Source organism: Actinomadura monticuli (assembly GCF_041463655.1).
Lineage (GTDB): Bacteria > Actinomycetota > Actinomycetes > Streptosporangiales > Streptosporangiaceae > Spirillospora > Spirillospora monticuli.
The window spans coordinates 126313-150659 of the sequence record NZ_JAXCEI010000008.1 but is presented as its reverse complement, the minus strand read 5'-3'; the positions used below and the strand labels follow the sequence as shown (position 1 = coordinate 150659).

The 24347-nt window shown below is 74.1% G+C and carries 19 protein-coding genes; 13 read left to right on the top strand and 6 right to left on the bottom strand.

Going from position 1 to position 24347, the window contains the following annotated elements; all coding sequences use genetic code 11:
- Nucleotides 1-15 precede the first annotated feature (15 nt).
- From SM611_RS19725 to bla, 3 genes are all read left to right on the top strand, one after another.
- Complete coding sequence (locus tag SM611_RS19725; RefSeq protein ID WP_371951262.1) at nucleotides 16-1035, top strand: LacI family DNA-binding transcriptional regulator; 1020 nt, start codon at nucleotides 16-18, stop codon at nucleotides 1033-1035.
- A gap of 7 nt (nucleotides 1036-1042) precedes the next feature.
- Nucleotides 1043-2035 carry a magnesium transporter CorA family protein gene (locus SM611_RS19720; protein ID WP_371951260.1) on the top strand — a complete coding sequence of 331 codons (993 nt, stop codon included), beginning with the start codon at nucleotides 1043-1045 and terminating at the stop codon, nucleotides 2033-2035.
- A gap of 108 nt (nucleotides 2036-2143) precedes the next feature.
- Nucleotides 2144-3088 carry a class A beta-lactamase gene (gene bla / locus SM611_RS19715; protein WP_371951259.1) on the top strand — a complete coding sequence of 315 codons (945 nt, stop codon included), beginning with the start codon at nucleotides 2144-2146 and terminating at the stop codon, nucleotides 3086-3088.
- 61 nt (nucleotides 3089-3149) lie between these two features.
- Here the strand turns inward: bla and SM611_RS19710 are convergent, their stop codons facing one another.
- Complete coding sequence (locus SM611_RS19710; RefSeq protein ID WP_371951257.1) at nucleotides 3150-4802, bottom strand: penicillin-binding transpeptidase domain-containing protein; 1653 nt, start codon at nucleotides 4800-4802, stop codon at nucleotides 3150-3152.
- A gap of 113 nt (nucleotides 4803-4915) precedes the next feature.
- On the opposite strand from SM611_RS19710, the gene SM611_RS19705 reads away from it, so the two are divergent.
- The 3 genes from SM611_RS19705 (at nucleotide 4916) to SM611_RS19695 (ending at nucleotide 9643) form a co-directional block, all read left to right on the top strand.
- A complete protein-coding gene (locus SM611_RS19705) occupies nucleotides 4916-5878 on the top strand; it encodes a LysR family transcriptional regulator (RefSeq protein WP_371951255.1) in 963 nt (320 codons plus the stop codon).
- Complete coding sequence (locus tag SM611_RS19700) at nucleotides 5875-6759, top strand: serine hydrolase (RefSeq protein ID WP_371951253.1); 885 nt, start codon at nucleotides 5875-5877, stop codon at nucleotides 6757-6759. The genes SM611_RS19705 and SM611_RS19700 overlap by 4 nt, the downstream gene beginning before the upstream one ends.
- Before the next feature lie 112 nt (nucleotides 6760-6871).
- Nucleotides 6872-9643 carry an AAA family ATPase gene (locus SM611_RS19695; RefSeq protein WP_371951251.1) on the top strand — a complete coding sequence of 924 codons (2772 nt, stop codon included), beginning with the start codon at nucleotides 6872-6874 and terminating at the stop codon, nucleotides 9641-9643.
- Here SM611_RS19695 and SM611_RS19690 read toward each other — a convergent pair.
- A complete protein-coding gene (locus SM611_RS19690; protein WP_371951250.1) occupies nucleotides 9640-10935 on the bottom strand; it encodes an amidase in 1296 nt (431 codons plus the stop codon). The genes SM611_RS19695 and SM611_RS19690 overlap by 4 nt on opposite strands.
- A gap of 465 nt (nucleotides 10936-11400) precedes the next feature.
- Here SM611_RS19690 and SM611_RS19685 point away from each other — a divergent pair, with 465 nt between their 5' ends.
- Complete coding sequence (locus tag SM611_RS19685; RefSeq protein WP_371951249.1) at nucleotides 11401-13758, top strand: phosphoketolase family protein; 2358 nt, start codon at nucleotides 11401-11403, stop codon at nucleotides 13756-13758.
- Nucleotides 13759-13774: 16 nt separating this feature from the next.
- Nucleotides 13775-14833, top strand: coding sequence for an acetate/propionate family kinase (locus SM611_RS19680; RefSeq protein WP_371951248.1), 1059 nt, complete (start codon nucleotides 13775-13777; stop codon nucleotides 14831-14833).
- A 147-nt stretch (nucleotides 14834-14980) separates the two neighbouring features.
- On the opposite strand, the gene SM611_RS19675 is transcribed toward SM611_RS19680, so the two are convergent.
- Nucleotides 14981-15481 carry an Lrp/AsnC family transcriptional regulator gene (locus tag SM611_RS19675; protein WP_371951247.1) on the bottom strand — a complete coding sequence of 167 codons (501 nt, stop codon included), beginning with the start codon at nucleotides 15479-15481 and terminating at the stop codon, nucleotides 14981-14983.
- Nucleotides 15482-15584: 103 nt separating this feature from the next.
- Between SM611_RS19675 and SM611_RS19670 the strand changes: the two genes are divergently transcribed.
- The gene (locus tag SM611_RS19670) at nucleotides 15585-19085 is read left to right on the top strand and encodes an indolepyruvate ferredoxin oxidoreductase family protein (RefSeq protein WP_371951246.1); all 3501 of its coding nucleotides are present in this window, start codon (nucleotides 15585-15587) and stop codon (nucleotides 19083-19085) included.
- Between the two features lie 3 nt (nucleotides 19086-19088).
- Here the strand turns inward: SM611_RS19670 and SM611_RS19665 are convergent, their stop codons facing one another.
- The gene (locus SM611_RS19665) at nucleotides 19089-19343 is read right to left on the bottom strand and encodes a hypothetical protein (RefSeq protein WP_371951245.1); all 255 of its coding nucleotides are present in this window, start codon (nucleotides 19341-19343) and stop codon (nucleotides 19089-19091) included.
- A gap of 345 nt (nucleotides 19344-19688) precedes the next feature.
- Between SM611_RS19665 and SM611_RS19660 the strand changes: the two genes are divergently transcribed.
- Nucleotides 19689-20951 (top strand): protein kinase domain-containing protein, encoded by a 1263-nt coding sequence (locus SM611_RS19660; RefSeq protein ID WP_371951243.1) that lies wholly within the window; start codon nucleotides 19689-19691, stop codon nucleotides 20949-20951.
- The gene (locus SM611_RS19655) at nucleotides 20948-21529 is read left to right on the top strand and encodes a hypothetical protein (protein ID WP_371951241.1); all 582 of its coding nucleotides are present in this window, start codon (nucleotides 20948-20950) and stop codon (nucleotides 21527-21529) included. Before SM611_RS19660 ends, SM611_RS19655 begins: the two co-directional genes overlap by 4 nt.
- Nucleotides 21530-21542: 13 nt before the next feature.
- Here SM611_RS19655 and SM611_RS19650 read toward each other — a convergent pair whose 3' ends face one another.
- Complete coding sequence (locus tag SM611_RS19650) at nucleotides 21543-22370, bottom strand: transporter substrate-binding domain-containing protein (protein WP_371951239.1); 828 nt, start codon at nucleotides 22368-22370, stop codon at nucleotides 21543-21545.
- A gap of 166 nt (nucleotides 22371-22536) precedes the next feature.
- On the opposite strand from SM611_RS19650, the gene SM611_RS19645 reads away from it, so the two are divergent.
- On the top strand, nucleotides 22537-22971 hold the full coding sequence (locus tag SM611_RS19645; protein ID WP_371951237.1) for a MarR family winged helix-turn-helix transcriptional regulator: 435 nt from the start codon (nucleotides 22537-22539) through the stop codon (nucleotides 22969-22971).
- A 3-nt stretch (nucleotides 22972-22974) separates the two neighbouring features.
- On the opposite strand, the gene SM611_RS19640 is transcribed toward SM611_RS19645, so the two are convergent.
- Nucleotides 22975-23673: a helix-turn-helix transcriptional regulator gene (locus tag SM611_RS19640; protein WP_371951236.1), complete on the bottom strand. Its 699-nt coding sequence runs from the start codon at nucleotides 23671-23673 to the stop codon at nucleotides 22975-22977.
- A gap of 135 nt (nucleotides 23674-23808) precedes the next feature.
- On the opposite strand from SM611_RS19640, the gene SM611_RS19635 reads away from it, so the two are divergent.
- Nucleotides 23809-24030 (top strand): hypothetical protein, encoded by a 222-nt coding sequence (locus SM611_RS19635; RefSeq protein WP_371951235.1) that lies wholly within the window; start codon nucleotides 23809-23811, stop codon nucleotides 24028-24030.
- The last annotated feature ends 317 nt before the right edge of the window (nucleotides 24031-24347 follow it).

Genomic DNA, 24347 nt, shown 5'->3' with positions numbered 1-24347 from the left:
CCCAGGGAGGTGCGGGTGCCGGCGATCAGCCGTCCCACCAGCAAGGACGTGGCCCAGGAGGCCGGGGTCTCGCAGTCCACGGTGTCGCTCGTGCTGGGCGGCAAGTGGACCGGGCGCGTCTCCCCCGCCACCGCGCGCAGCGTCCGGGACGCGGCCGAGCGGCTCGGCTACCGGCCCAACCAGGCGGCACGCAACCTGCGGCTCGGCACCACCCGGACGGTCCTGCTCATGGTCCCGACCCTGACCGCGCCGTTCTTCGGGCCCGTCTACACGGGCGCGGCGCGGGTCGCGGCCCGGCACGGCTTCGGCGTCGTCGTCTCGACCTGGCCGGACGACGCCGAGGGGCCCGCCGAGAGCCCGTTCGGGTCGGACGAGGCGATCGACGGCGTGCTCGCGTCCTCGATCGCCGCGGACGCGCTCGGCCGCTTCCGCGAGACGCCCGCCGTGATGCTCGACAGCGGCCCCGGCGGCGGCGTCCCCACGGTCGACTTCGGCGTCGCCGACGGGATGCGCGCGATCGCCGGGCACCTCGGGGCCCTCGGCCACCGCCGGTTCGGGCACGTCGCCGCCGGCGTCGACCAGTGGACGTTCCGCGCCCGCGCCGAGGCCCTCGCCGGGACCGTCGCGGCCCTGCCCGGCGGCGTGCTGAGCCGGGACACCTGCGCGATCGACGTCACGTCCGCGAAGGACGCCGCGTTACGGCTGCTGACGGCGCCCGGCCCGCCGACCGTCCTGGTCTGCGACGACGACCTGATCGCCGCGGGCGCCTACAAGGCGGCGCGGGCGCTCGGCCTGGACGTCCCGGGCGACCTGTCGATCACCGGGTTCGACGACGTGCTGCTGGCGACCGCGCTGGAGCCGGAGCTGACGACCGTCCGGCTGCCCGCCGAGGAGCTGGGCGCCCAGGGCATGACCGCCCTGCTGGACCTGCTCGCCGGTGAACGGCCCGAGCCCCGCGTCCTGCCCGGCGAACTCGTCGTGCGCGAGTCCACGGCCCCGCCCGGAGAAGGCGGAGACAAGGGAAGGCGGGTATAAGGGGCGCATGGGATCCGATCCGCCGCCGCGGCCCAGGACGCGGGCGTGGCGTGACGGCGAGATCGAGGCGGAGGGCTTTCCCGTCGCCGAGATCAGCGACTACCTGGAGCGTCCCGACGTCGTCGTGTGGCTCGACCTGTTCAAGCCCACTTCTGAGGAGCTGCTCGTCGTCAGCGACGAACTGGGCCTCGACCCCGTCGCGGTGGAGGACGCGGTGTCCCGGCACGAGCGGGCCAAGCTCGACCGCTACCACGGGTACGCGTTCCTCAACGTGTACGTCCCGCTCGTCGAAGCCGGCGAGCTGACCCTGCACGAGCTGTCGGCGTTCATCGCCGAGCGCGCGCTCGTCACGGTGCGGCAGGACCACGGCTTCGACGTGGACGCGCTCTGCGAGCGCTGGGACCAGAGCCCGGACGCAGGCCACGGCGAGCCGACCGCCGCGTTGCTCGTCTACGGGATGCTCGACCTCGTCGTCGACCTGCAACTGGAGGCGGTGCAGGCCCTCGACGACGAGGCGGACGCGGTCGAGGACATGGTGTTCGGCGACGAGTTCCCGGTCAGGGAGATCCAGCGGCGCAGCTATCGGCTGCGCAAGAACCTGGCCGCACTGCGCCGGATCGCACTGCCGATGCGGGAGGTGCTGAACACGCTGCTCCGCCGCGACCTTCGGCTCGTCCCGCCGGCGCTGACGCCGTACTTCCAGGACGTCTACGACCACACGCTCCGCGTCGGCGAGCAGGCGGACGCGCTGCGCGACCTCGTCGCGGACCTGCTCGACACGCGGCTCGCGCTGCAGAGCAACCGGATGAACGAGGTGATGAAGAAGGTCACGAGCTGGGCGGCGATCATCGCGGTGCCAACGGCCGTGACCGGGTTCTACGGGCAGAACGTCCCGTATCCGGGGTTCGCGCAGCACGACGGTTTCATCGCCAGCACGGTCATCATCGTCGTGTTCAGCGGCGTCCTCTATGTGGTCTTCAAGCTGCGCGACTGGCTGTGAGCGGGCGCGCCGGGGCAGGTCAGCGGCCATGGATAGCGATCCGCATATCGGTTCCCGACCCATATCACTATTGGACATGGGCTTTCCCGCTCTGGTCTGCTCTCCCGCATGACGAAGATCCGACTCCGGACGCCCCTCGCCGCCGCGCTCGCCCTGTCCGCCCTCGTCGCCGGTTGCGGCACGCAGACGCGGCCCGCGGCGCCGCAGCGGGCCACCGCCGGGACGGCGGGGTCCGCCTCCCCCGCGCAGGCGGACGTCACCCGCCAGATCGCCCGGCTGGAGGCGGCCCGGCACGTCCGCATCGGCGCGTACGCGATCGACACCGGCACCGGCCGCGCCGTCTCCCACCGGGCGCGGGAGCGCTTCCCGTTCACGTCCACGTTCAAGGCGATGGCGTGCGGCGCGGTGCTGCGCGAGGCGCGCCAGAACGCCCCCGGCCTGCTCGACAAGGTGATCCACTACACGAAGGACGACCTGGTCGACTACTCGCCGGTCACCGAGAAGCACGTGGCGGACGGCATGAGCGTCGCCGAGCTGTGCCACGCGGCGATCACGCGGAGCGACAACACCGCCGGGAACCTCGTCCTGAAGCAGATCGGCGGGCCCGCCGGCCTCACCGCGTTCTTCCGCTCCCTCGGCGACGGGGTCAGCCGCAGCGACCGCTGGGAGACCGCGCTGAACGTCTGGAGGCCGGGCGAGAAGCGCGACACGACCGCGCCGCGCCCCTGGGCGGAGGACCTGCGCGCGCTCACCGCGGGCGACGCGCTCGTCCCGGCCGACCGGGCGCGCCTGATCGGCTGGATGAAGGCGAACGAGACCGGGGACGCGCGGATCCGGGCCGGCCTCCCCGCCGGCTGGACGGCCGGCGACAAGACCGGCACCGGCGGGGTCTACGGCAACGCGAACGACATCGCGATCGCCTACCCGCCGTCCGGCGCCCCGCTGGTCATCGTGGTCACCACGACGAAGCGGGACGCGGACGCCGAGCCCGACGAGGAGGCCATCGCCACGACCGCCCGCATCCTCGCCCACACCCTCCACCCCACCGCCTAGCCCCGTTGACCTGCGGCGAGTTGTTGTTATGGCGACGGCGATGACAACAACTCGCCGCAGGTCAACGCATCTGCTTGAGGAAGGCCGCCGCGATGGGGGCGGCGGCCTCGGCGCCGGTGCCGCCGCCCTCGACGATGACGGCGAACGCGACGTCCTTGCGGTAGCCGATGAACCAGGCGTGGGTGGGCGGGTTCTTGCCCGAGCCGTACTCGGCGGTCCCGGTCTTGCCCGCAGTGCCGGACGGGAAGCCGACGCCGGACGCGGTGCCCTCGCTGACGACGGCCGGCATCAGGGCGTGCAGCGCCTTCTCGACGGCGGGCTCCAGCTTCTTCGGCGCCTCCGGCTTGCGGCCCCCGGCGTCGGCGGCCTGGCTCGCGAGGGCGGCGTCGACGATGCGGGGCGACCGCCAGGTCCCGTCGGCCGCGGCGGCGGCGACGCTCGCCATGTTGAGCGGGCTGGTCAGCACCTGCCCCTGCCCGAAGGACGCGGACGCGAACGCGGTCTCGTCCTTGTTGCCGGGGAAGGCGGCCCGGACGGCGGGCAGCCCGGCGATGATCGGGGCGTTGAACCCGAACTGGCCCGCGACCTGCGCGAGGCGCTTCTCGCCCAGCTTGTCCACGGCGAGGCGCGCGAACGTGGTGTTGCAGGAGTGCGCGAACGCCTCGCGGAACGGGACCGTCCCGAAGTCCTCGTGCTGGTAGTTGTGGAACGACCGGCCGCCGACGCTGGTGGTGGCCGGGCAGCCGACCTTCGTGGACGGGGACACCCCGCCCGCGACGAGCGCGGCGGCGGTGACGACCTTGAACGTGGAGCCGGGCGGGTACTGGCCCATCAGCGCCCGGTTGTAGCCGCCGGGCTTGTTCGCCACGGCGAGGATCTCGCCGGTGGACGCCCGCAGCGCCACCATGGACGCGGGCTTGTCCACCCCGGCGAGCGCCTTGCCCGCGGCGGCCTGCGCCTTCGGGGCGATCGTCGTCCGCACCGGCTGCCCGTCGGTGCCGCCGAACCGCTTCAGCGTCTTCACCGCCGCGCCGTCGGCGTCCACGATCTGGACGGCGAGGGCGGGCGTGCCGGCGAGCCGCCGCTCGTACTGCCGCTGCAGGCCGTCCGCGCCGACGGGGTCGCCCTTGCGGTAGGGGGCGCCGAGCTTCTCGGCGGCGTCCTGCGAGGCGGCGCCGACCGGCCCGGCGAGCTGCCGCGCGGACCCGGACGGCGAGGAGCTCAGGTCGCCGCCGTCCGCCGCGAGGACGGCGGCGCGGTCCGGCCAGGCACGGGACGCGCGCAGCCGCTGCCCCTCCTTCAACTCCGGGTACACGAGCTCCGGCGACCAGCGGACGAGCCACTCGCCCTCCCGCTCGACGAGCGGCAGCGCCCCCTCGTAGGTCCATTTCCGGTCGCCGGCGAGGGTCAGCTCGGCGGTGTAGGAACCGCCCGCCCTGCCGCCGTCCGGGTCGCCCACGGAGGCGACGGTGTAGCGCTGCGCGGTGACGCCCAAGTCGTCGCGCATGCGGGTGAGCCGCTGCTCGAAGTCGGCGGGCGGGCCGTCGGTGAGCGCCTTCATCGCGGCGAGGTCGCCGCCGCTCCAGGCCGCGACGTAGCGTTTGGCGGCGTCCTCCGGGTCGGCTCCGTCGCGCAGGAACCACACCGTCCCCGCCCCCACGATCACGACCGCCACCGCGATGGCGGCGACGGTCAGCACACGGGATCGGCGCATCGTCGAACTCCCTTCCCCCTGATATGGAGGCACAAGGACATCAGCCGCCGCCCGAAAAGTCCAAGATTGATATTAATGTCACAGACATATCCGAATCGATATCATCCCTGGTCGTGAACGTCGTCGGGCATCTGCGGTGCTTCGTCGCCGTGGCCGAGGAACTGCACTTCGGCCGCGCGGCGGAGCGGCTCGGCATGGCCCAGCCGCCGCTCAGCCAGCGGGTCCAGCGGCTGGAGCGCGAGCTCGGGGTGCGGCTGTTCGACCGGTCCAGCCGGAAGGTGGAGCTGACCGCGTCCGGGCGGCTGCTGCTGGACGAGGCCCGTGACATCCTCACCCGCGTGGACCGCATCTACTCCGTCGCCGAGCGCGCCCGGCTCGGCGAGGTCGGCGCCGTCCGCGCGGGCCTGCCGAGCGACCTCGGCGGCCGGGTCCTCGCCGCGCTGATCGCCGCGTTCCGGGACCGCCGCCCCGACCTGCGGCTCGACCTGCGCGAGACGGGGACGGCCGAGCAGCTCCGCGCGCTCGCCGACGGGGCGCTGGACGCCGGGGTGGTGCGGCATCCGTGCGACTCCCGCGGCCTGGAGCTCGGCCCGGTCCTCGGCCGGCCGCTCGGCGTGCTGCTGCCCGCCGGCGACGGCCTCGCCGCGTCCCCCGAGGTGCACCTCGCCGACCTCGCCGGCCGCGACCTGGTCGTGTTCCCGCGCGAGGAGGCGCCGGGCGCCCACGACGAGCTGCTCGCGGGCTGCCGCCGCCACGGGTACGCGCCCACCGCCGTCCACGAGGCGCGGGATCCGCGGTTCGCGCTCGGGCTCGTCCTCGCGGGGACGGCCGTGTCGCTCGTCCCGCGCGCCGGCGACGCGCCCGGGGTGACGTGGCGCCCGCTGGTGGGCGAGCCGCTGGCCGCCCGGACGTCGTGCGCGTGGCGGCGGACCCGCGATCCCGAGCACGCCCGCGCGATCGCCGACTTCGCCGCCGCCGCGACCGCCGTGCTGTGCCGCGAGGCCGGCATGGCGCCGCTGGACGCCGTCCCGGTCCGCCGGGTCGTGCCCCGGCCGTCGTCGGGATTCCTGGCATGAGCGATGTGGTGGAGCGGATCGAGGAGGAGTTCCGGGCGGCCGGCGTGACCGGGTTCCTGCACGTCGCCGACATGGACACGGGGCGGGAGGTCGCCGTCCGCGCGGGCGAGCCGGTCGTGCTCGCGTCGGTGTTCAAGGTGCCGCTGCTCGTCGCGTTCCACCGGCGGGCGGCGGCGGGGCTGCTCGACCCGGCCGAGCAGGTGACGCTGTCGCCGCGGGAGCGCACCGCGGGGCCGACGGGGGTGTCGGCGCTGCTGGACGAGGTGCGCATGTCGCTGCGCGACCTCACCTGCCTGATGATCACCGTCAGCGACAACGCCGCCGCCGACGCCGTGCTGGACCGGGTCGGCCGGGACGCGGTCAACGCGGCGGCCGCCGCGCTCGGACTGCGCGGCACGGTCGTCGAGGTCAGCGGACGCGAGCTGCACGAGAGCCTGCTCGCGGACGCCGGCGCGGACACGTTCGCGGACGTGTGGGCGCGGCTGGACGAGCCCGGCGTCCGCGGCCGGCTGCGCGCCCTCGACCCGTCCCGCACGAGCCGCAGCACGCCCCGCGACATGACCCGGCTGCTGGCGCAGATCTGGCGGGACGAGGCCGCTCCCCCGGAGCACTGCGCGGCGATGCGGCGGCTGCTCGGCCTGCAGGTGTGGCCGCACCGGCTGTCGTCCGGCTTCCCCTACGACGACGTCGTGGTGAGCGGCAAGACGGGCACCCTGCCGACGATCCGCAACGAGGTCGGCGCGGTCGAATACCCCGACGGCGCCCGGTACGCCGTGGCGGTCTTCACCCGCTCCCCGCTGTCCGCGGCCGTGCTGCCGCGGGCGGACGCCGTGATCGGCACCGCGGCGCGGCTCGCCGTGGAGTCCCTCCGCCGAGCGTGAGGTCAGGGGGCCGTGTCGCATCCGATATCACCTAACGGCGTGACCGCTAAGCCAGCACTCCCCGGCAATACATAGGCTGTACCCCGGTTTTGACTGTCCTGGGGAGTGTTCTTTGCGGCTGCCAGAGCATCTGGAGCTATTGCTCACCGACGAGCCGGTGCTCGACGTCTACTCGCATGGTCCGTGGCGCGTCCCGGACGGCCTGTTCGAGGAGATCTCGGCGCGGATCGACGGGCTGGCGGCCGATCCGCGGGCCGCGGAGCTGACCACCGACGAGCACAAGCTGCTGACGCTGCCGGCGTCGCTCGTCACGGCGGAGATCTTCGGCATGCTGGCGTTCCTGCCGGGCGGCGGCGCGATCAAGGCGGGCTCGTGGTCGCAGCTGCCGGAGCGGCTGCTGCACCGGCACCTGGTCACGCCGGGCCCGCTCAGCACCCGGATGACCCGCTGGGACGCGCCCGGGGGCCGGTGGCGTCCGCCGGTCGACTGGCTGATCGAGGCGCCGGACCGGGGCCTCGCGATCGAGCTGGCGCGGGACTGCCTGTCGGTGCTGGAGGGCATCGAGCCGCTGGAGGAGCGCCGCAAGGCGCTGCTGCGGCTTTACGACGACCCGCCCGAGTGCGAGGTCGGGCTGCCGAAGGCGGAGCTGCGCGAGCACTGGCACGCGCACGCCGGCGAAGACATCGTGGCGGCGGTGCCGGAGCTGCTCGGCCCGGTCGGCTACCTGGAATGGGTGTGCGCGGGGCTGCTCGCGTCCTACGAGCACCTGACGGAGGTGGCGCCGCGCGACGAGAGCGTGGAGGTCCACCTGATCCATCTGCTCCTGCAGGGCAGCATGGAGCAGGTCCCGGCGGAGCTGGCGGTCGCGCTGGGCGAGGACCGCTACGCCGAGATGCAGCAGCGGTTCGCCGGGGAGCGCCGCGACTTCAAGGCGGGCGCGTGGCAGGAGCGGACGCGGGCGTGGCTGGTCCGGGCCCTGGTCGCCGGGGCGGCGGACGCGTGCCGGGGCTGGCTCGACATGGCGATGCGGTTCGTCGCGATCGTGCAGGGGCTGCCCGGCGACCCGTGGTTCCCGAAGGCGGAGTGGATCCCCGTCGGCCAGTTCCAGACGGACCTGCGCCGCCTGTACGCGCCGCGCCGCCGCGTCGTGAACCCGCTGACCGAGACGCTGCGGAGCGTCTCCCCCGCGGGCGCGGCCGGCGGGGCGGGGGCGGCGGCCCAGGGCGGCCGGGCCGTCCGGGCCGACCTCGCGACCTCGCTGGTGGAGCAGCCGGAGGTGTCCGCGGCGCTGGACGAGCTGACGCGCGGCGCCGAGCCCGTCCGGCTGCTGCTGGCGGGCCCGGACGGCACCGGCAAGCGCGACGCCGCGCAGGAGCTGGGGAAGGCGCTCGCGCTCGGCCGCGACCCGCACTGGGTCACCGACAACCTGTTCGCCGGGCAGCGGCTGCCGGACGCCGTCGCCCGGCTGCACGCCGACGCCCGCGACTGCGCCGGCGACCGGCTGCTCGTCGTCGACGGCCTGGACGGCATCGTCACCGACCCCGGCAACGGGGAGGCCCTCGCCGCCGAGCTGCACCGGCTCCTCGCCGTCCACCCCGACCTGCATCTCGTGGCGCTGTGCAACGCGGGCGGGGAGGAGCGGATCCGGGAGATCAACCCCGTCCTGCCGCAGCTGTTCCGCATCGCGCGGACGAGGCCGTTCACCGAGCGGGGGCACGCCGAGCTGTTCCGCCGCGCGCTGGCGGCGCGCGGCGCCCGCGGCACCCGGCAGGCGGTCGCGGCGGCGGGCGCGCTGCTGGAGGCGACGCCGCCGATGCAGACGCTCCGCAACGCGCGGCTCGCGCCGCATCTCGCCGACCAGGTCGTCGCGGCGGTGCGGGCGCGGCTCGGGCCGGACGAGGCGGCGGACGCCGAACTCGTCGTCCGCAAGCAGGACATCCCCGGCACGCTGGACGTCTCGCGGGCCGCCGGGAACCCGCTGAGGGAGCTGCACGACCTCACCGGCCTCGACACCGTCAAGCACGAGATCGCGCTGCTCGTCGCCGGGACGCACGCGGCGCGGCTGCGCAGCGAGAACGGGCTGAAGATCACCCCGCCGACCCGGCACATGGTGTTCACCGGCAACCCGGGGACGGGCAAGACGATGGTGGCGCGGCTGCTCGGCCGCATCTACAAGCGGCTCGGCGTCCTGTCGTCGGGGCACCTCGTGGAGGCGTCCCGCGCCCATCTCGTCGGCGAGTACATCGGGCAGACCGCGCCGCGCACGCGCCGGCTGGTCGAGCGGGCGCTCGGCGGCGTCCTGTTCATCGACGAGGCGTACACGCTGACGCAGTCGCCGCTGAAGGGCGACTACGGGCACGAGGCGATCGCCGAGCTGGTCAAGCTCATGGAGGACCACCGCGACGACCTGGTGGTGGTCGTGGCCGGCTACCAGCAGGAGATGGCGGAGTTCCTCGCCGCCAACCCCGGCCTGGACTCGCGGTTCCCCAAGCAGATCCACTTCCCGGACTACACCGACGACGAGCTGATCACGGTGTTCGGGCAGCTCGCCGCCGCGGACGGGTTCGAGCTGGAGGCCGGCACCGAGGACGTCCTGCGGGCGATGCTGCGCGGGGCTCCGCGCGGCGCGTCCTTCGGCAACGGCCGGCTGATGCGCAACATGCTGGACGTCGCCGTCGCCAATCAGGCGGACCGGGTGGCGTCCGCCGCCGTCCACGCCCGCAAGGAGCAGGCCGCCAGGAAGCAGGACGGGCCGAAGGACGGGGAGGAGACCGGCGGTGCGCCGGGCGGGCCGCCGACGCGGCAGGAGCTGATCACCCTGACCGCCGACGACCTGCCGCCGCTGCTGGAGCACCCGGAGGAGTTCTTCGGCCTCTACCTCTAGGGGGTCTCCCGGGTCAGCCGCGCGGCGGCGTCGAACAGCACGCCCTCGGCGCCGCGCCGGGTGACGAGCTGCGCGCCCACGGGCAGGCCGCGGACCGTTCCGGCGGGGACGCTCAGCGCCGGCAGGCCCAGCACGTTCCACGGCGAGGTGAGGCTGACCAGCAGCGCGGTCAGCGGCCCGAACTCGACCTCGGTCGCGCCGAGCTCGGGCGCGGTGATCGGCATGGTCGGCATCGCCAGGTAGTCATAGCGGTCCAGCAGCTCCGCGATCTCCCGCGCGTAGCGCTCCCGCTCACGCAGCGCCCGGACGAGCCGCCAGCCCGGCATGCGGCCCGACTCCTCCAGCCGTCCGAGCGTCGCCGGCTGGTACAGGCCGGGCGCCTCCGCGATGCGTTCGGCGTGCACGTCATAGGCCTCGCTGAACTCGATCGCGATGAACACCTCGCGGAGCCCGGCGAAGTCGAGCGGCTCGGCGGGCGCGTCCGGGAACAGGGCCCGGACGGTCCGCGCGACCTCGGGGTCGGCGGCGGGCGGCTCGATCCAGGCGGCGCGGCCGTGCGGCATGCTCGCGTCCACGGGCGACGGGGCGGCCTGCGCCGGTCCGGTCATGGCCCGGTAGGCGGTCCAGCAGTCGGCGGCGGATCCGGCGAGGACGCCCACGTGGTCCAGCGAGCGCGACAGCGGGAACACGCCGCCGGAGGGGATGGCGCCGTACGCGGGCTTGAACCCGGCGATGCCGCAGAACGCCGACGGGATGCGCACGGACCCGCCGGTGTCGGTGCCGACGGCGAGCGGGACCATGCCGGCGGCGACCGCGACGGCGCTGCCGCTGCTGGACCCGCCCGACATCCGGTCCCGGTCGTGCGGGTTGCGGACGGGACCGCTCGCCGACACGTCGCCGGTCCCGCCGAACGCGAACTCCTGCGTGCCCGTCTTCCCGACGATCACGGCGCCGGCGTCGCGGAGCATCGTGACGCACACCGCGTCCTCCTCGGCCACATGGCCGTCGAAGTGCGCCGAACCCATGCCGGTCGGCAGCCCGGCGACGTCGATGATGTCCTTCACCGCGACGGGGACGCCGTGCAGCGGGCCGCGGTCGATGCCGGACGCCCGCTCCTCGTCCGCCCATCGGGCGGCGGCTTCGGCGCCCTCCGGGTCGAGGGTCACGAAGGCGTTCAGGCCGGGGTCGACCGATTCCAGGGCGCGCGCGACCAGGTCCAGCGCCGTCTCCTTCCCGGAACGCAGGCCGTCCCCGATGTCCGCCAGCGTCCGCCCGGTGAAGAATCCGCCCATGCCGCCTCCTCTGTGACCTGCCGTATCGACCTACCTAGCACACCGGGGGCCGCCGGAGACAAACCGCTGTTCCATTCGTGGCTTTCCGTCCCCGTTCCGTCGCTCTGCGTGAGCCGCTCGTCGCACGCGTCCTACCGCCCGCCGACGGGACGCCCGGACCCGTGAACCTACGCGCGAGTAGGCGGCAGGCTCCGAAGCGCCCAGTGGAGGCGCTCCCACCGGTTCGCTGGGGGGCGGGGCGGAGCCCGTACGGGACTCCGCCCCTGTAACCGGTCGACGTCCGCCCTGTTGTCGCGGCGCCCCCGGCGCCGGCCGCCGAGCGCGGCCGGTGCCGGGGGCGTCCGGGACCTTCGGCTCTGGGCGCGCCATCGCCCCGCGTGATGGGCTTTCCGCGACGGTTGATCGCGTCCATGCTGGGGACGTGATCTTCCTGAGGCGGGGACCGACACCGGAGGGAAACGCGCCATGGCCGAGTCCGTGATGTCCGACGACGAGGTACGGGCGATCGACGCGTACTGGAGAGCCGCCAACTACCTGTCCGCCGGGCAGATCTACCTGCTGGCGAACCCGCTGCTGCGGGAGCCGCTCGACCGCGACCACATCAAGCCGCGGCTGCTCGGGCACTGGGGCACCTCGCCCGGCCTGAACTTCTGCTACGCCCACCTCAACCGGGCGATCCGGGCGCGCGACCTCGACATGATCTACATCATGGGGCCGGGGCACGGCGGCCCGTCGGCGGTCGCGAACGCGTGGCTGGAGGGCACCTACAGCGAGGTGTACCCGGACGTGTCGCAGGACGCCGAGGGCATGCGCCGGCTGTTCCGCCAGTTCTCGTTCCCCGGCGGCATCCCGTCCCATGTGGCGCCCGAGACGCCCGGCTCCATCCATGAGGGCGGCGAGCTGGGGTACTCGCTCGCGCACGCGTTCGGGGCGGCGTACGACAACCCGGACCTGGTCGTCGCGTGCATCGTCGGGGACGGGGAGGCGGAGACCGGGCCGCTCGCGGCGAGCTGGCACTCCAACAAGTTCCTCGACCCGGTGAAGGACGGCGCCGTCCTGCCGATCCTGCACCTCAACGGCTACAAGATCGCGAACCCGGCGGTGCTGGCGCGGATCCCGGAGGAGGAGCTCGTCCAGCTGTTCGACGGGTACGGGTACCGGCCGTTCCTGGTGAGCGGGGACGAGCCCGCCTCCATGCACCGGAAGATGGCGGCGGCGCTCGGCCAGGCGCTCGACGAGATCGCCGGCATCCAGCGCGACGCGCGGGAGGGGCGCACGTCCGGGCGGCGCCGCTGGCCCATGATCATCCTGCGGTCGCCGAAGGGCTGGACGGGCCCGAAGGAGGTCGACGGGCTGCCGGTCGAGAACACGTGGCGCTCCCACCAGGTGCCGCTCGCGGGCGTGCGCGACAACCCCGACCACCTCGCGCAGCTCGAGGAGTGGCTGCGTTCCTACCGTCCCAACGAGCTGTTCGACGAGGACGGGCGGCCCGCCGAGGCGCTGCGGGCCCTCGCCCCCGAGGGCACGCGGCGGATGAGCGCCAACCCGCACGCGAACGGCGGCCTGCTGCTGAAGCCGCTCGCCCTGCCCGACTTCCGGGACTACGCCGTGCCCGTCGACAAGCCCGGCACGACGTTCACCGAGCCCACCCGGACGCTCGGCACGTTCCTGCGCGACGTCGTGAAGGCCAACCCGTCCAACTTCCGGATCATGGGCGCGGACGAGACGGCGTCCAACCGGCTCGGGGACGTCTTCCAGGTGACCGAGCGCGCCTTCGCCGGCGAGATCCTCCCGACCGACGAGCACCAGGCGCCGTCCGGCCAGGTCATGGAGGTGCTGAGCGAGCACCTGTGCCAGGGCTGGCTGGAGGGCTACCTCCTCACCGGGCGGCACGGGCTGTTCAACAGCTACGAGGCGTTCGTCCACATCGTGGACGCCATGTTCAACCAGCACGCGAAATGGCTGAAGGTGACCCGGCACCTGCCGTGGCGGCTGCCCATCGCGTCGCTGAACTACCTGCTCTCGTCGCACGTGTGGCGGCAGGACCACAACGGCTTCACCCACCAGGACCCCGGCTTCCTCGACGTCGTCCTGAACAAGAAGCCGGAGATCGTCCGGGTGTACCTGCCGCCGGACGCGAACACGCTGCTGTCCGTCGGCGACCACTGCCTGCGGTCCCGCGACTACGTCAACGTGATCGTCGCGGGCAAGCAGCCCGCGCTGAACTGGCTGCCGATGGACGCCGCGATCGCGCACTGCACGCGCGGCATCGGCATCTGGGAGTGGGCCTCCACCGGCAACGGCGAGGATCCGGACGTCGTGCTGGCCTGCGCGGGCGACATCCCGACGCTGGAGACGCTCGCCGCCGCCGACATGCTGCGCCGCCTCTTCCCCGAGCTGCGCGTCCGGGTCGTGAACGTCGTGGACCTCATGCGGCTGCAACCGCCCAGCGAGCACCCGCACGGCATGCCGGACCGCGAGTACGACGCCCTGTTCACCACCGACAAGCCCGTCGTCTTCGCGTTCCACGGCTACCCGTACCTCATCCACCGGCTGACGTACCGACGCACCGGGCACGCGCACCTGCACGTCCGCGGCTACAAGGAGGAGGGGACGACCACCACGCCGTTCGACATGGTGATGCTGAACGACCTGGACCGCTACCACCTGGTCATGGACGTCATCGACCGCGTCCCGTCCCTCGGCGGGCGCGTCGCCCACGTCCGGCAGCGGATGGCCGACCAGCGTCTCGCCATGCGCGCCTACACGCGCGAGCACGGCGAGGACGCGCCGGAGGTCAGCGACTGGACCTGGCCGTACTAGGGAGGGGGCCGGACCGATGCGGGTCCTGACGGTCAACCCCGGGTCGAGCAGCCTGAAGGTGAGCCTGCTCGACCCCGGCGACGCGCTCCTCGCCGAGGAGTCCGGCGCGGGCCACGAGATGGCGGACGTGGTGGCGCGGATGCCGCGGCCGGACGCGATCGGCGTCCGCTTCGTCCACGGCGGCACCGACTACACCGCTCCCGTCCGCGTCGACGCGGCGGTCACCGAGCGCCTGCACCGCCTCGCCGACCTGGCGCCGCTGCACCAGCCGGCGTCCCTGCACGCCCTCGCCGAGATCACCGCGGCGCTGCCCGGCGTCCCGGCCGTGGCCTGCTTCGACACCGCCTTCCACGCGACGCTGCCCGCCGCCGCCGCGACCTACGCGCTCCCCGCCGGATGGCGCGAGCGGTACGGCCTGCGCCGCTACGGCTTCCACGGCCTGTCGTTCTCCTACGCCACGCGCCGCGCGGGCGAGCTGCTCGGCGCGGTCCCGCCCCGCATGGTGATCTGCCACCTCGGCTCGGGCGCGTCCCTCTGCGCCGTCGGCGACGGCCGCTCGGTCGACACGACGATGGGCTTCACGCCCCTGGAGGGCCTCGTCATGGCGTCCCGGGCGGGCAGCATCGACCCGGGCATCCCGCTGTGGCTGATCAAGCACGGCCTCGACCCGGACGAGGTCGGCCGGGCCCTCGAACGCGACTCGGGGCTGCGCGGCCTCACCGGCAGCGGCGACATGCGCCGCGTCCGCGAACTCGCCCAGGCGCGGGACGCGAACGCCCTCGCCGCCCTCGACGTCTACCACCACCGGCTCCGCGCCTGCGCCGCCGCGATGACCGCGTCCCTCGGCGGCCTCGACGCGCTGGTGTTCACGGGCGGCGTCGGCGAGCACGACCCGTCCGTCCGCATGCGCCTCGCCGAGGACCTCTCCTACCTGGGCGTCTCGATCGACCCGTCCCGCAACGACGGGGCGGACGGCGACACCGACGTCACCGCGCCGGACGCCTCCGTCCGCACCCTCGTGATCGAGGCCCGCGAGGACCTGGAGATCGCCGCGGGCGTCCGGGCCCACCTCTGACCGTCTTCCGGGCCGCAACGTGCTGGTCCGGGTGACCGACGCGGCGGTGGACGAGCGGGAGCCCGCTCAGCCGGAAGCACGCCGTGCGGGGCGCCTACGCCGCCGCGCAGGAGATCGCACGGGCGCCGGCCGAGCACTGGCGGCCCGTCAGGCGTCCGCCTTGCGGTCCTTGGCGCGGGCCCGCCTCTCCTCATCCTCTAGGAGCGGGCCCACGCGGAAGGGCACCTGATGCGTCAGGACGATCGACGTGGTGCTGCGGCGGACGCCGGGGCAGGCGAGGATCGAGTCGATCACCTCGTGCAGCTGCTTGCCGTTGGGCGCCACCGCGCGGACGAGCAGGTCGCCCTGGCCGGTGATGCCCAGGACCTCCAGGACGCGGGGGATCGCCGACAGGGCGACGGCCGCCTCGCGGAGCCGGCCCTGCGCGACCTCCAGGGTGACGAAGGCCGTCAGCTCGAAGCCGATGGCGCCGAGGTCGACCTCGCGTCCGCGATGCCCGATGACGCCGTCGCGTTCGAGCCGCTCGACGCGGGCGTGCGCGGTGTTGCGGGCGATGCCGAGCCTGGCGGCGAGCTCCGTGACGCCGATGCGGGGCTGCTCCACCAGGCGGCGGAGGATCTGGAGGTCGAGGAGGGTGGTACGCGTCACAATGCTCAGCTCCGGCAGGTAACTCGGTTCTGACTTGAGCAATCTGCTCAAGTATTGTCCCATCATCTTGCACACCGCTCAGCGAAATGGGCTCAATGCAAGCATGAGCACCACCGTTTCTTCCTCCCCGCTCCGCGACCGGCTGGAGCTGGAGCGCGGCCGGATCGCGATCGGCGGCGTCCACGCGCTCGTCCGGCTGCTGCTCGACCAGCGGCGGGCGGACGCCCGGCGCGGCTGGACGACCGCCGGGTTCGTCTCCGGGTACCGGGGATCGCCGCTCGGCGGGCTCGACCAGCAGCTGATGCGGGACGCGAAGCTGCTGGAGGGCAGCGGCATCCGGTTCGTGCCCGGGGTGAACGAGGAGCTGGCGGCGACGGCCGTCTACGGGTCGCAGCTCGTCGAGCATCTGCCCGGCCCCCGGTACGAGGGCGTCTTCGGGCTCTGGTACGGCAAGGCGCCCGGGGTGGACCGCTCGCTGGACGCCTTCAAGCACGCGAACTGGCTCGGCACGTCCGCGCGGGGCGGGGTGCTGGCGGTGGTCGGCGACGACCCGTCCGCGAAGTCGTCCACGCTGCCGTCGGCGACGGAGGGCGCGCTCGCGGAGGCGTTCATGCCGGTGCTCGTGCCCGCGTCGGTGGGCGACGTGCTGCGGCTCGGACGGCACGGGTTCGAGATGTCCCGGTTCAGCGGGGCCTGGACGGGCTTCAAGGTCGTCACCGACGTGGCCGACTCGCACGAGACCGTGACCGCGGAGCCCGTCCCCGATCCGGTGCTCCCGGAGTTCACGTGGCGGGGACGCCCGTGGAGGCCGACGCGCAGGCCGGGCGTCGACCTGAAGGACACGACGTCCCTGGAGACCGAGGTCCTGCAGGGCCGGCTTCAGGCGGCGACAGCGTACGCCGCCGCGAACGGCCTCGACCGGATCGAGGGGGCGGCGGACGCGTCCGTCGGCCTCGTCGCCGCCGGGCGCACCTACCTCGAACTGCGCGAGGCCCTCGACCGGCTCGGCCTGGACGACGCGGCGCTGGCGCGGCGCGGCGTCCGGCTGCTGCGGCTCGCCATGATCTATCCGCTGGACGCCGGCCGGGTGCGCGAGTTCGCGCGCGGCCTCCGCGAGATCGTCGTGGTGGAGGAGAAGCGCGCGTTCGTCGAGACGCAGATCCGGGACGTCCTCTACGACCTGGCGGAGCGTCCCGCCGTGTACGGGAAGAACGGGCCCGGCGGCGCCCTCGTCCCGCCCGACGGGGGCCTGGACGCGGACCGCATCGCCGCGGCCCTCGCCCGGTTCCTCGCCGACCGGGTCGGCGCGGAGCACCTCGACCTGCGCGACGCGGCGCTGCGGCCCCGCAAGCCCGCGATCACCCTGCTGCCGCCGGACGCGGCGCGCACCCCGTACTTCTGCTCGGGCTGCCCGCACAACCGGTCGACGGTCGTCCCGGACGGGTCGATCGCGGCGAGCGGCATCGGCTGCCACGTGATGACGGTCTTCCAGGACCGCAGCATCGGCACGACCCAGATGGGCGGCGAGGGCGCGATGTGGGTCGGCGCGGCGCCGTTCAGCGACACCGCGCACATGTTCCAGAACCTCGGCGACGGGACGTTCTTCCACTCCGGCAGCCTGGCCGTCCGGCAGGCCGTCGCCGCCGGCACGAACATCACCTTCAAGCTCCTCTACAACGCGGCGGTCGCGATGACCGGCGGGCAGGACGCCGACGGCGGCTCCGACCCGGCCGCGATCACCCGGATGCTGCACGCCGAGGGCGTCGCGAGGATCACCGTGGTGGCGGACGACCCGTCCCGCTACCCGCGCGGCACGGACTGGGCGCCCGGCGTGAAAGTGCGGCACCGCGACGACCTCGACGCCGTCCAGCGGGAGCTGCGCGAGGTCCCCGGCGTGACCGTGCTGCTGTACGACCAGGCGTGCGCGGCCGAGACGCGCCGCAAGCGCAAGCGGGGCCTCGCGCCCGACCCGCGGACGCGCGTGCTGATCAACGAGTCGGTGTGCGAGGGCTGCGGCGACTGCGGCGCGAAGTCGAACTGCCTCAGCGTGGAGCCCGTCGAGACCGAGTTCGGGCGCAAGACGCAGATCAACCAGACGTCCTGCAACAAGGACTACTCGTGCGTGGACGGCGACTGCCCCTCGTTCGTGACCGTCGTCCCGGGCGAGAAGAAGGCGCGGCCGTCGCCGCCGCCGATCGGGGAGCCGGCGGAGCCCGCGTCCCGGCCCGGGTCGGCGGACGTCCTGCTCGTCGGCATCGGCGGCACCGGCGTCGTCACCGTCAACCAGGTCCTCGCGACGGCGGCGCTGATCGACGGCCTGCACGCCCGCGCGCTCGACCAGACCGGACTGAGCCAGAAGGCGGGCGCGGTCGTGTCGCACCTGCGGATCGGGCCCGCCGACCGGGACCGTCCGGGCATGGTCGGCGCGGGCGGCGCCGACGCCTACCTGGTGTTCGACTCCCTCGCCGGGACGTCCGAGACGAACCTGCGCCGCTGCGCGCCGGACCGCACCACGGCGGTCGTGTCGACCAGCGAGGTCCCCACCGGGCGGATGGTCGCCGACACGGCGGCGTCGCTCCCGCCGAGCGCGTCGCTCGTCAAGCGGATCGCCGGCCGTACCCGGGCGGACCGCCTGGTCGCGCTCGACGCGCTCGCGCTCGCCGAACGCTGGTTCGGGAGCACGACGACGGCCAACTTCGTCGTGGTCGGCGCCGCGTACCAGTCGGGGCTGCTGCCGCTGTCGGCGAAGGCGATCGAGGAGGCGCTCGCGCTGAACGGCGTGCAGGTCGAGGCGAACGTGCAGGCGTTCCGGGCGGGGCGGCGGCTCGTCCTCGAACCGGACTGGGCGACCGAGCCCGCCGAGCCCGCCACCGTCGCCGCCGCCGCGAGGCCGCTGGACGCGACCGCACCGGCCGCGATGAACCTGGTGGAGGCGTCCGGCGCGGACGGCGAGCTGGCCCGCGTGCTGCGGATCCGCGTCCCCGACCTCGCCGCCTACCAGAACCTGGCGCTGGCCAGGCGGTACCTCGACACCGTCCTGCGCGTCGACCGCGCCGAACGGGAGGCGGGCGCGGACGGGGGGCGCCTCGCGGTCGCCGTCGCGCGCAACCTGTACAAGCTGACGGCCTACAAGGACGAGTACGAGGTCGCCCGCCTCCACCTCGACCCCGGCCTCGCGCGGCGGGTCGAGGAGCAGTTCGGGCCGGGCTCCCGCATGGCGTACATGCTGCACCCGCCGCTGCTGCGCGCGTTCGGGATGGACAGGAAGATCGCGCTCGGCCGGACGGCCCGCCCGGCGTTCCGCGCGCTGCGCGCCATGCGGCGGCTGCGCGGCACGCCGTTCGACCCGTTCGGCGCCACCGCGCAGCGCCGCGCCGAGCGCCGCCTCGTCACCGGCTACGTCGCCGTCGTGGACGAGCTGGCCGCCGGGCTCGGCACGGGCTCCGGCGCGGGCCGGCTCGACCTCGCCGTCCGGATCGCGGAGCTGCCGGACATGATCCGCGGCTACGAGGACGTCAAGACGGCGAACGTCGCCCGCTACGAGGAGGCCCTGCGCGAGCTGCTCGCGGCGTGGCGCGCCGAGCGGTCGCCGAGCCGCGTGTGACGATCAGGTGATCGCGCTGGTCACCGCGCCGACCAGCGCGATCACCACCAGTTGCAGGACGAGCAGCGTCGCCAGCGGGCGCGGCGCGCAGCGGTGCTCGTAGCACTGCTCGACGAGGATCGTGAGCTGGTCGGACAGCTGCAGGCGCGGCGCCGAGTGCCGGGAGGGGACGCCCCGGAACGCGGTCGCGCGCGGCGGGGGCCGCTCCTCCACCGGACGCACCAGGACGCTCGTGACGGCCCGCGTCGGGACGACCATCCGGTCCCAGTGCAGGGCGTCCAGCGGCAGGTCACCGACCAGCCCGCCGTGAGCCGCGACCCGGCGTCCCCGTCCAGCAGCCGGCGCGGGGTCAGCACCGACTCCCGCCCCGGCAGGCCGAGGAGGAGCACCGTGCCGGACGTGATCAGCGTGCCCGCGACGACCACCCGGGAGAACCGCGGGGGCCCGTTGCCGGCGCGCTCGCGGCGGCAACGGGCCAGATCGAAGTGCAGCCCGGGAACGGTCGCCGATCGAACCCGGCGCGCCGGGCCGCGCGTACCCCCTGACAGGCCGGGACGACGCCCGGCACAGAGTGGACGAGGGTGACGTCCAGTGGAATCGGGCTTGCGGTTGACGGAGCGCTACCGGCTCCTGGAACGTCTCGACGACGGCGGGACGATGGAGGTCTGGCGCGCCTGGGACGAACTGCTCGACCGCCCCGTCGCGGTCAAGCTGCTCACCCCCGCCCGCGCCGGCCTGCACCGCGCGTTCCAGCAGGGCGTCAACCGCGCAGCCGGGCTGTCCGCCCCGGCACTGGAGACCATCTTCGACAGCGACCAGACCCGGGACGCGTCCGGACGGCTCACCTCCTACCTGGTGACCGAGTTCCTGGACGGCGCGACCCTCGCCGACCGGCTCCGCGACGGCCCGCTCACCGCCTACGAGACCGCCGACGTGTGCGGCCGCGTCGCCTCCGCGCTGGACACCGCGCACGCGGCCGGCGTGACGCACGGCGACCTGAAGCCCGGCCGGATCATGCTGCTCCGCGACGAGGTCAAGCTCGTCGACACGGGCATCGGCGCGGTCGTCCGCGGCGCCCGCGCGCCGGACGAGCCCGGCACCGGGACCGTCCCCGCCCGCGCGTCGGCCGTGGCGGCGGACATCCGCGCGCTCGGCGCCGTCATCGCCGCCTGCGTCGCGCCCGGCGCGTCCGAGGAGCTGTCGGCGATCGCCGCCCGCTGCCTCACCGAGGACCCTCCGCCCGCCCGCCGGGTCGCCGAACTCCTCGCCCGCGACGACGCCCCGCCGAACCGGGTCTTCACCGCGTCCCCGGCCGCGGCGTCGCAGGCGGGCGGGGCCTCGCGGGCAGGCACCGCCCCGCCGCACCGGAAGGGGACGCTGCGCCCGCCGGCGGCGCCGCGCCGTCCCGTCCCCCGCGGCGCCCGCGGCGCCCGCGTCGCCATGCTCGCGCTGCTGATCGCGATTCCCGTCACGGCCGCCGCCGCGGTCCTGGCCTCGGCCCCGCGCACCCCCGTGTCCGTCGCGCCGCCCGCCCGGACCGGCGCCGTCCCGCCGCCGGAGACCGCGCCATCGGACCGGGCCCCCGCCGCCGCACCGGCCGGTACGCGGGTCCGGGGCGCGCTGGACCGGCTGCGCCCGATCGTCAGCCGCGGCTACGCCTCGGGCGAGATCCGCTCCGACGTCGCCATCGACCTCAACAACGTGATCACCAACCTGCAGAACGACCTCACCGCGGACCAGGACGTGGACGTCGGCAGCCGGGTCGCCCTCCTGTACGAGAAGATCGCCACACGCCGCCGCGAGCGCGCCCTCACCCCCGGCCTCGCGGACGAGCTGAACCGCGTCCTCGCCACGATCCGGGCATGACCGCCGAGCCGCCGCGCGACGAGATCCGCAACCCGCGGCACGGGTTCCGGGTGCCGTGGCTCGCGCTCGCGGGCGTCGCGGCCACGATCGTCGCCGCGTCGACCCTCGTCGTCGGGATCGGCGACACGCTGTCCACCCGGGAGTCGGCGGGGCGCCTCCTCCCGCTGGAGGCGGCCTCCCCGTCCCCGACCGCCTCCCCGCCCCCGTCGGGCACCCCGGATCCGGCGATCACCCCGGACCCGTGGTCACCGGCCGCGGAGCCGTCCTTCACCGAGACTCCCGACAAGCCCGACCCGCCGCCCGACCCGCCGCCCGAGAGGCGCATCCGCGACGCGCTGTTCCGGCTGCGCTCGTCGGTGTACCTGGGCGTCGCCGCCGGCGACGTCCGCGACGACGTCGGCCTCGACCTCACCAACGTGATCGAGAACATCCTGGACCGGCCGTGGTCGCCCCTCGACCGCCGCCGCGCCGACATCGCCTCACTCCAGCAGAAGATCTCGACCCGGACCCGGGAGGGGGGCATCAGCGACCGCCGCGCCGAGACGTTCCGCCGCATCCTCGACGGCGCCGAGGTCTAGCCCCGCGCGCCGCTCAGACGCAGCCCTCGAACTGCGGGACCTCGATGATCGACAGGTCGAGGCCGGTGCCGTCGAACCACGTGCGCATCAGCCGCTCCGCCGTCCCGTCCTGGTACATGCCGGTGATGACCCGGTTGAGCGCCTCGCAGCCCCCGGTGTCGTCCTGGCGGAGCCCGATGCCGGTGTTCTGCTCGCTGATCCGGGCGTTCACCAGGCGGAACCCCCGCCCCTCGCGGCGGATGAGGCCGGCGAGGATCACGTCGTTGGTGGTGATGGCGTCCACCGACCCGGTCTTGATCATGTTCATGCACTCGTCGTAGCTCCTGGCGGGGACGGTCTTGGCCGTCATCCCGCTCAGGGCGAGGAGCCGCTGGATCGGGTCCGCGCCCTCGACGGCGCAGAACCGGCGCCCGCTCAGGTCGCGGACGCCCTTCACCCCGCGCTCGTCCGTGCGCACGAGGACGTCCTGGTGGGACATGTAGTACGGACCCGCGAACGCGATCCGCGTCTTGCGCTCGGGCGTCACCGACAGCGTCGCGAGGACGAGGTCGGCGCGTCCCGACGTCAGCACCGGGATCCGCTCCGACGCCAGCACCTGGACGAACCGGACGTCCTTCCCGAGCTTCTTCCCGACGTACCGCGCCACGTCGATGTCGAACCCCTCGAACCGGCCGTCGGGGAGCCGCAGCCCGAGCCCGGGGAGGTCCGGTCGCACGCCCACGACCAGCGTCGACTTGTCGAGCAGCGATCCGGTCCCGCCCCGCCCGCACCCCGCGGCCAGCGCGCAGGCGGCGACCAGGACGGACGGCAGGACGATCCCCCGCCCGCGCAGCACCCTCATCCCCGACCTCCGGTCAGATCGCTCCATTCGGGCGTTTCACTCGAAACCGGAGCAGCCCAGGAATCTGTTACAGAGACCTTAATTCGCCCAGAGGGCGATCGTCACGGATTCGGCTCCGGTGCCGCTTCCACCTGCCCGTATGCACGCGGTGAAGTAGCATCGAGGGGTGCACGTGGAGGAACTGAGCCAGGAAGAGTTCACCGCTTTGCTCGCGTTCCGCACCGGGTTGCGCCGCTATCTGCGCTGGAGTGAGGGAGCGGTCCGCGCGGCGGGCCTCACCCCGGCCCAGCACCAGCTGCTGCTCGCGGTCAAGGGCCACGACGCGAAGCGCCCGCCGACCGTCGGCGACCTCGCGGAGTACCTGCTCCTCCGCCACCACAGCACGGTCGAGCTGATCAACCGCGCCGAGCACGCCGGCCTCGTCACCCGCGAGCGCGACCCCGACGACAACCGGGTGATGCGGGTGCGGCTGACCGCCGCCGCCGACCGCGTCCTGGTGGGCCTCACCCGCGTCCACCTCGCGGAGCTGCGCAGCCTCGCCCCGATCCTGGACCGCCTGAGCGCCGAGCTGAAGTCCCTGGAGGACCGGCCCGACGCCTAGGGATCACTCGTCGCGCGGGCCGAACTCCACGCAGCAGTAGCCGGAGCGCGGGGCGAGCGCCGCCTGGACGCTGGACGCCCCGAGCCCGTCCACCATGCCGGACAGGAAGGCGTGGTTGACCCCGCACACCAGCCCCGGATCGTCCCCGGCCATGGGGTGGAACGGGCAGTTGCGCAGCCGCAGCCGGGTCGGCGTCTCCCGCTCGGGCTCGAACCCGTGCCGCTCCAGGATCTCCGCCGCGCACGTGAGCGCCCGCTCGATGCCGAGCCGCCCGCCCCGGACGGGACGGCTCTCCGCCGTGCCGAGCGCCCGGCCGCGCTCCGCCGCCACCCGCAGCGCCGCGTCCTCGCCGCTCTCCCCCGGCGCCTGCGCGCGGACGGCGTCCAGCAGGATGCTCGCGAGCAGCCCGTGCTCGCGCTGCGGGATGCTGACCCGCACGTCCACCCCGGACGGCTCGTACACCTTCGGCGCCCGCCCCACCCGCCGCACGCCGGACGGGTTGGCGTAGCGGGCGGACAGCAGCCCGGCGTCCACGAGCTTGTCGAGGTGGAACGCGGCCAGCTTCCGGGAGATGCCGACGCTCGCCGCCGCCTCGTCCCGGGTCACCGGCGCCTGCGCCGCGCGGATGAACGCGTACATCCGGTGCCGCAGGTCGTCGCTGAGGATCGCGGCGGCCGCCAGCCCGGCGGAGTCCGAAGTCACCCCACCACCCTAGCCCGCGATCACCATAACACCAAAAAAACAAGCCAAAACCGACCATCACTCCGGCTCAGCGCCCCACCCATTGACGTCGGCCTGCTATAACACCAATACTTGTTGGCGAAATAGGAGGTCGTCATGGACGATCCGCAACACCAGTCGAAACGCCCGGTGAGCGCGCTCGCCGGAAGCTACGGCCATCCCCTGCACCCGATCCCCGTCCGAACGGCCGCCGCCCCCGGCTCCGCCCAGCCGGCCAGGGCGCCCGAAAGCGCCTTCCCCATCCCCGTGGTCCTGGCCCACGGCCTGCTGGCGGTGGCCACCCTGATCCTGGTGCTCCTAAGCGCCCTGCAAGCCTGACGCGACAACCGCAACCGGCACCCCAGCCCCGCAACAGCCCCAGCCATCGCGATTGCGACCGAAGGCAGGTTCGAGCCCGCGAGAACCTGATCGCGCAGCGAGCCGCAAGGCGAGCCGGAGCGATGCAGCAATCGCACGTTTTTCCGCCGAAGGAAGGCGCCCCAGCGCCTGACGCCAAGGAAAAACAAATAAACACAGCAGGCACCTCTGGCCATGAGGTGCCTGCTGTCATGTCGGGCTTCGGGACGAACCGGGCCTTGCGGTCCGGGTCAAGGCTTCGTCCGATGCCCGGGTCTTCTGTTGTTCTGCAAGGCGGG